At 62.8% G+C, this 6959-nt stretch carries 8 protein-coding genes and 1 tRNA gene; 7 read left to right on the top strand and 2 right to left on the bottom strand.

Going from position 1 to position 6959, the window contains the following annotated elements; all coding sequences use genetic code 11:
• From RIA72_RS10330 to RIA72_RS10300, 7 genes are all read left to right on the top strand, one after another.
• A partial coding sequence (locus RIA72_RS10330) for an EF-Tu C-terminal domain-related protein (protein ID WP_502957951.1) occupies positions 1-343 on the top strand: 343 nt, incomplete at its 5' end.
• Positions 344-500: 157 nt separating this feature from the next.
• Positions 501-2444, top strand: coding sequence for an OmpA family protein (locus tag RIA72_RS10325; RefSeq protein ID WP_350032092.1), 1944 nt, complete (start codon positions 501-503; stop codon positions 2442-2444).
• Between the two features lie 113 nt (positions 2445-2557).
• A tRNA-Trp gene (locus tag RIA72_RS10320) sits at positions 2558-2633 on the top strand.
• Between the two features lie 111 nt (positions 2634-2744).
• Positions 2745-3929, top strand: coding sequence for a tyrosine-type recombinase/integrase (locus RIA72_RS10315; protein WP_350032091.1), 1185 nt, complete (start codon positions 2745-2747; stop codon positions 3927-3929).
• A 34-nt stretch (positions 3930-3963) separates the two neighbouring features.
• Positions 3964-4086: a hypothetical protein gene (locus RIA72_RS10310; RefSeq protein ID WP_350032090.1), complete on the top strand. Its 123-nt coding sequence runs from the start codon at positions 3964-3966 to the stop codon at positions 4084-4086.
• Positions 4087-4693: 607 nt separating this feature from the next.
• Positions 4694-5629 carry a hypothetical protein gene (locus RIA72_RS10305; protein ID WP_350032089.1) on the top strand — a complete coding sequence of 312 codons (936 nt, stop codon included), beginning with the start codon at positions 4694-4696 and terminating at the stop codon, positions 5627-5629.
• Between the two features lie 33 nt (positions 5630-5662).
• Positions 5663-5896: a hypothetical protein gene (locus RIA72_RS10300; protein ID WP_350032088.1), complete on the top strand. Its 234-nt coding sequence runs from the start codon at positions 5663-5665 to the stop codon at positions 5894-5896.
• Between the two features lie 104 nt (positions 5897-6000).
• Here the strand turns inward: RIA72_RS10300 and RIA72_RS10295 are convergent, their stop codons facing one another.
• The gene (locus RIA72_RS10295) at positions 6001-6198 is read right to left on the bottom strand and encodes a hypothetical protein (RefSeq protein ID WP_350032087.1); all 198 of its coding nucleotides are present in this window, start codon (positions 6196-6198) and stop codon (positions 6001-6003) included.
• A gap of 293 nt (positions 6199-6491) precedes the next feature.
• A complete protein-coding gene (locus tag RIA72_RS10290; RefSeq protein WP_350032086.1) occupies positions 6492-6959 on the bottom strand; it encodes a hypothetical protein in 468 nt (155 codons plus the stop codon).

Raw genomic sequence — 6959 nt, 5'->3', positions numbered from 1 at the left:
TGTCGAGCGCGAGGGCGTCGAGCGCGGCCAGGTTCTGGCCAAGCCCGGTTCGGTCACTCCGCACAAGAAGTTCGCCGCCGAGGCCTACATCCTGACCAAGGAGGAGGGCGGCCGCCACACGCCGTTCTTCAACAAGTACCGTCCGCAGTTCTACTTCCGCACGACCGACGTGACCGGCGAGGTGACGCTGCCCGAGGGCACCGAGATGGTGATGCCGGGCGACAATGCGGAGATGAACGTCGAGCTGATCACGCCGATCGCGATGGAAGAGCGTCTGCGCTTCGCCATCCGCGAGGGCGGCCGCACCGTCGGCGCCGGCATCGTCGCAAAGATCATCGAGTGACGCTCCCGGCACCTTCTCGTGCCGACATGACAAACTGATGGAAGATGGCCGCGCAAGCGGCCATTTTTCGTTCGGGCCACATGCCCGGTTTCTCCTTGCCGGAACATACCGCGTTCTGCGGCGTTCTTGCGCCGAAGGGGCCTCCGAGGAGATAGCCATGACAAGACGATTGCTCGAGACGACGACGGCCATTGGCCTGTTGACGATGGTGGTGGGCGCCGGCGTTGCCCACGCACAGGACGATTCCGGTACGCAGGACGGTGTCGGTGCCGAACTCGTCCGCTGCGTTCTGGAGGCGCAGCCGTGCCCGGACGCGACCGATGCCGACATCAGTGGGGCCGCACAGATGCTCGCCGACCAGACCGGCGCGAGGATCGCCGACGCCGAAGCCCGCATCCGCGAGGCCTTGTCCGAAGCCGGCGTGACCGCCGGGGAGCCGGAGACGGCCGAGACCGAAGCTGCGGCCGAGGCGGATGCCGGCGCAGCCGAAACGCCGCCCGTGGAAGACGAGACCGCCGCAGGGCAGGAGACCACGGACGCGGCCGAGCCGTCCGATACGCTCGATGAAGCGATGGACGCCGTGGAGGAAGGCGAGCAGGCCGCCGGCGAAGTCGTCGAGGAACCGCAGCCCGAAACCGATGCCGAGGCGGGCGATGCGGCGGAGGCCGGAGCGGAAGGCGAAACGCCGCCCACTGAAACCGCCACCGATGACGCGGCAGGCGAGGGCGAGGAGCAGCAGGCCGAGACCGACGCGCCTGCGCAGACCGGCGCGGAAACCGCTGCCGGGGCTGAAACGGAAACCGGGGCCGAGACGACGGCGGCCGACGAGACTGGTGGGGAAACCGGTGAAGAACTGCCGGCGGAGCCGACCGGCGACGCCGCCGCGGCCACCGACGAGACCGATGCGACCGCTGAAGCCGAGGCCGCTGCCGAAACGACCGAGGCCGACGCCGAAGCCGCGGCCCGGGCCGAAGCCGAGGCCGATCAGGTCGCGCCCGAGCCGACACCGGAGCAGCGCGCCGCACGCGCCGAGCGCCAGGCGCAAAGGCAGGCCGATCGCGGCAATGCCGAGGCGCTGCAGGCGGCCGATCAGCAGATCGAGGCCGAAACGGAAGCCGAAAGCCAGGCCGAGGTTCAGGTCGAAACCGTCACCGAGGAGACCGCGCGTCGAAGCGACGAAACGGTCGAGGCCGAAGCGACAGGGCAGCAGGACACCGACCAGCTCCTGCGCAACATTCTGGGCATCGCCGCCGGCGCCACCGTCGGCGCCGTCCTCGGCAACCAGTTCAACGTGGTGGAACCGGCCGGCGACCGCGTCGTCGTTGAACGCGACGGCGAACTGGTGGTGCTGCGCGACGAGAACGAACTGCTGCGCCGACCGGGCACGGAAGTGCGCACCCGCACGTTCGAGGACGGCAGCACCCGCACCGTGGTCATCCGCGAGAACGGTGTGCGGATCGTCACGATCCGCGCCTATGATGGCACGATCCTCTACCGGGCCCGCGTCGCGCCGGACGGCCAGCGCGTCGTCCTGATCGACGAGCGGCAGTACGAGCCCGAACCGGTCGACATCACCCGGCTGCCGTCCCCGCCACGCGCCCGCGTGATCGAATATGGCGAGGCCGACGTCGACACGATCCGTTCGGCGCTTGCCGCCGAGGTGCCGCGCCTCGACCGCCGCTATTCGCTGCAGCAGGTGCGAGACGTGCGCGAACTGCGCGCGCTGGTGCCGGGCATCGATCTGGCCGTCAATTTCGCCACCGGCTCGGCGGCGATCCCGCCAAGCGAAGCCGAAGCGCTGACCGCGCTCGGCCGGACCGTCGAACGGATGATCGCCGAGGATCCGGACGAACTGTTCCTCGTCGAGGGCCACACCGACACGGTCGGCGCCGCCGCCTACAATCTGGCCCTGTCCGACCGACGCGCAGAGAGCGTCGCGCTGGCGCTGACCGAGTATTTCGACATTCCGCCCGAAAACCTCGTCACCCAGGGCTATGGCGAGCGGTTCCTGAAGGTCGAACAGGCCGGCGACATCCGCGCCAACCGTCGCGCGGTCGTCCGGCGGATCACGCCGCTGGTCCGTGCCGCCGGAGCGCAGTGACGGATTGACCCCGGTCAGCCGGCCGGCGGCCGGCATGTCGATCAAGGCGGGTCGTGGCCCGCCTTTTTCGGTTGAAACGCGCTTCGGCGCGCATTATCAGTCCGGTCACCGATAGGGGTATAGCTCAGTTGGTAGAGCGTCGGTCTCCAAAACCGAAGGTCCACGGTTCGAGCCCGTGTGCCCCTGCCAAAATACCAATAGAATCAATGAGATAGAAATTCACTTGCGCTGGAGATTCGCGCTCGATACCCTTGCACAACTGTTACACAAACTGACACAGCTGCGAGGACCGACCTGGCGATGGAGGAAAAGCACGCCATTCTTGGCGGAAGAGTGCATCTCTACCGGCGCAACCGCAGCCCCATCTGGCAGTGTTCGACCTATCTGGCCGGGAAGAATCGTCGGGTCAGCACGCGTGAAGACGGCCTCAGCCGCGCCAAGGAGTTTGCCGAGGATTGGTACTTCGACCTCCTCGGCAAACGAAAGCGCGGCGAGGCCATCGGCGAGCGGACCTTCAAAGATGCCGCCAACCAGTTCATGGCTGAGTACGAAGTCCTAACCGACGGCGAGCGCAACGCCCGGTGGGTCGGTGACCACTACCGCCGCATTCGGCTGTATCTCAATCCATTCTTCGGTGACATGGCGCTCTCGACCATCAACGCCGGGACGGTGCAGGCCTACCGCATCGAGCGGCTGAGACCGGCCGAGAGCGATGAGGACGAGCCGCCCAAGAAGCCTCCCTCACGCAGCACGCTGCATCATGAGGCCGTGACACTGCGATTGGTGTTGAAGACCGCCGTTCGGCACGGCTGGCTCCAGTTCGTGCCGGACATCTCCATGCCGTACAAAACCTCCGGCAAGGTGGTGCACCGCGCCTGGTTCTCACCAGCCGAGTACAAGCAGCTCTACACCGCCACCCGCGAGAACGTCCGGCAGGCGCGCTCCAAGCAAACCAAAGATGGGGAGGGGACGTCCCGCTACGTCTCTGTGGCCGAACAGCTCCACGACAAGGTGCTGTTCCTGGCCAATACCGGCCTGAGGCCCGACGAAGCCAATCAGCTCGAATACCGCGATGTGGAGATCATCGCGGACGAGGCCACCGGCGACACCATCTTGGAGATCCAGGTGCGCGGCAAGCGCGGTGTCGGCTATTGCAAGAGCACGCCGGGCGCGGTTCGGCCGTTTCAACGGTTGGTGGCGCGGAACCAGCCACAGCCGACCGACCGGGTGTTTCCAAGCGACCAGAAGAAGCTCTTCAATCGCATCCTTGATGAGCAGGGCTTGAAATTTGACCGTGACGGCAACCGGCGGACGCTCTATTCCCTACGCCACAGCTACATCAGCTTCCGGCTCTTGGAGGGCGCTGATATCTACCAGATCGCCAAAAACTGCCGCACTTCGGTCGAGATGATCGAGAAACACTACGCGGTGCATCTGAAAAACAGCCTGGATGCGGCGGCGATCAATCGGCGACGAGCGCGCTAGCTGGATGCCAAATCAAGACGAGGGCAAACAAGGGATGAGCTGGCTCAGTTCGGAAGGTGTGCCGAAAATCAGGGCAGCGGTCGTTGACACGACGGCCATCGTTTTCGTCATCGGCGTCATGATCTTGGCACAGTTGCCGGTCCAGCACCCGACCTGAGTTCGTAGATACAGATCGGTGGATGCCGGTCAAATGGCTAGTGTGACGGATTTGCGACAGCCAGGGTTTTCGTGGATTTCGCGGTTGCTACTGGATTTTCGTGGCATATAGTGCCGTCAAACTGAGTCCGAATAAGGCATAGCACCTCAGCCACCCAAACCATAGGCGGTTGGCCAGCCATTTGACCAAGCCCAGAGCACGACGCAGTCTTGGCGCCGTAATGTTCGGTTGTGCTGCTTTCAGTAGAATCCTTGTTACATCACCGACAGTTGCTTTGCAGCTGAGGCTCTATATTTGCATTTGCCGTACTCTTACTTCAAGGTTGTAAGAAGATACTTGCATTCTGATGTTGAATGTGTATCATGATATACGGCGAATTTGTTGGTTCGCTCACCGTGATGAGTGATTTCCAGCACTTGTCACATGGCCGATAAGGCCAAAAGGCAGCGCCTGCTTGGCAGCGCTGCCTTTTCCCGTTTGTCCACACATAGTTCTTTCTGTCACAAAACTGTCATGTAACGCTGTAACCATACGTTAACCACCGAGCTCCGCTCACAGGACTGGAAACCTGGGGGTACGGTGGGAGAACCAACAAATTGCCTCAATGATGCACCGCATCGTCGGGGCCGGTCACAACCTACGAGAGGTGCGTGAAATGGCCAACCATCGACCTTTTTCCCTTGTTCTCACCCGCAAAGCTCGCCTTACGAGCGCGACGATACTGTGCAGCTTTCTTTTGGTCACGCCAGCGCTCGCAACTGCAAATTCCACAGATATCGTTGAGCAAAGTCACTCGGAGGCCATTGCCGAATCAGGTGCGCAGATGGCGCCGCTGCGTGAGCAACTGACCACCGATGTCGAGTTGACCGAGTTGATCGATATCATGCGGTCGAACACGTCTGAACTCCGCGAAATCGTGCGGATCGTCACTGAAGCTGGCCAAGTTGACGACGTCATTGACGAAGTGTCTGATCGGCTTGATCGCGTTACCGAAAGCTTTGAACGGATCGCCGAGATTGGCCCATCGATGCTGAGGCGGCGGGCTGAGATCGTCAGCGACATCGAGCGAATCCAGCGGGCCGCGAGTCTGACGGCCGCTGAAGCGCGCGGGGATGTCCGTCGGCTTGAGGCCGCCAATCAAGCGCTGAAAGAGAAGCTTCGCAGCGGTGAACTGTCTGAAACCGAGGCTCGAAAGACCAGCATAGACATCAGCGCAAATGAAACCATCATCCAGTCTCGACAAGTGGCGGTGGACGTCTGGGCCGTGTTTATTGAACAGCATGCGGAACTTGTGGCGCATTCTGGCGACATCACGGATGAGATAGATGTGTTCACCCACACCCTCGGACGCAATGCTGAAGTCTATGGGTCGGTCGCTGAAGTGTTTCGCTTGCGGAGAAATCTGGCGACGGTCCTGGCTGACATGCAGTCGCTAAGCAGCGTTGTTGAGCATGCCAACGATCTCGAGAACGGTTGGCGCTCCATGCACGACGCGCTTGATCGCTTGCGCGAAGAGTTCCCAGACTACGTGCCGAGTTCGTAACCGATAACGCCAGCAAGAACGGTGGGATGAGCTATGAAAAATCAGTTTCGCATCGTGCTGATTGCTATGGCCTTTGTTGTCGCGGCAGTCAGTCTACAAGCGTGGTTTGACAACTCTCCGGGTCCGCTTGTGGGCCCGTCGGCCAATCCGCCAACGTGGCAGGATTTGGCCGATGCAGCCAGAGAGTTTGACGATGCGCAGGAAGCGTTCAAACAAGCGCTTGATGCACGAGACACGACAGGCCGCGAACCACTGTCGCTCCCGTGAGTTGGGCTCTCGATTACTGTTGGGCCCGGTCGTTTAAGCATGGAGCGGCCGCATAGAAATACCGAACCCCGCCACCGGCGGGGTTCTTGTTGTCTGGTAGTAGCTCAGCCCATCGCCGCCGCCAACTCAGTCGGCGGTGCATCGATGAACTGATATGTCATCGCCTGGGCGACGAATTCTCGGCCCAGCGCCGATACACCGGCGGTGATCATGATCCGTCCGCCAGTGCCGCCCTGACGCATGAGGTCGTTCAAGAGGCGGATGCGTTCCGTCCGTACGGCCGTTGATTTTTGGCTTGTCATTGGTTTGCTCCTTTCGCTGGCCACGCCCGAGCCGATCTCAGGCGCGCCCGGCGAAGGAGCGGTGTGGTGGACCAAGGAAACTGGCTCACCAAAAAGCAGGCGTAGTGATCCGCTCTATGCGCCGCCGTAAGCCACGCTCGGCCAGCGAGCGCCTTGGCGCAACGGCTCCGCCGTCCGCCGCTTCGCTCCGGCCTGCGGTGCGCCGCCGCTCTCGCTGGCCGCTTGCAGCGGTATGGCGGCTCCGAAAAGCAGATGCACAAGCTCAGCTGATCCACGAAGCACTTCGCGCGCCCTCAACCCATTGCAGCGGCCAAGAGGGTCGGCGGGCCGTCGATCACCCGCTGGGCGAGGGCCAGCGCCTCGAAGATGACGGTATTGCGTGGCTCGTTGTCGAAGGCGCGCCGCTGCTGGGGCACCCACGCTTGCAATTCGGGATAGCGGACCGCCAGCGCGGCCGCTTCCTCGTACTTGTTGGCGTAGAGCTGGACGCGGGCAACGGACACGGTGAGCACGGGATTACGCTCAGCGGTCTTCGCAATGGCGCGGATGACTCCCTTGGTATGCGCCCCCTTGCGCGAGCCGGGTTCAAGCTGCTCAGTGACGACGATGGTCGGTTGTAGCGCGTTGACCCACTCCTGGGCGGCCCCAGCTGCATCCGTTGATGAGCGGGCAGCACTGTTGGAGATGCGCCAATCCTTGAGCGTGTGGTTGTCGAGGAAGACATAGCCGACCCGGCGTCGAGCGGCGGCTATCGCGAGCAC

Origin of the sequence: Sphingopyxis sp. (genome assembly GCF_040216815.1) — a bacterium.
In the GTDB taxonomy this organism is placed as follows: Bacteria; Pseudomonadota; Alphaproteobacteria; order Sphingomonadales; family Sphingomonadaceae; genus Sphingopyxis.
The sequence above is the reverse complement of the archived record's forward strand: the minus strand, read 5'-3'. Positions and strand labels throughout refer to the sequence as shown.

Bases quoted from the DNA above. Each gene is read 5' to 3' on its own strand.
- RIA72_RS10295 (WP_350032087.1), bottom strand. From the start codon at position 6,198: ATGACAAGCCAAAAATCAACGGCCGTACGGACGGAACGCATCCGCCTC.
- RIA72_RS10300 (WP_350032088.1), top strand. From the start codon at position 5,663: ATGAAAAATCAGTTTCGCATCGTGCTGATTGCTATGGCCTTTGTTGTC.
- RIA72_RS10325 (WP_350032092.1), top strand. From the start codon at position 501: ATGACAAGACGATTGCTCGAGACGACGACGGCCATTGGCCTGTTGACG.
- RIA72_RS10315 (WP_350032091.1), top strand. From the start codon at position 2,745: ATGGAGGAAAAGCACGCCATTCTTGGCGGAAGAGTGCATCTCTACCGG.
- RIA72_RS10305 (WP_350032089.1), top strand. From the start codon at position 4,694: ATGCACCGCATCGTCGGGGCCGGTCACAACCTACGAGAGGTGCGTGAA.
- RIA72_RS10310 (WP_350032090.1), top strand. From the start codon at position 3,964: ATGAGCTGGCTCAGTTCGGAAGGTGTGCCGAAAATCAGGGCAGCGGTC.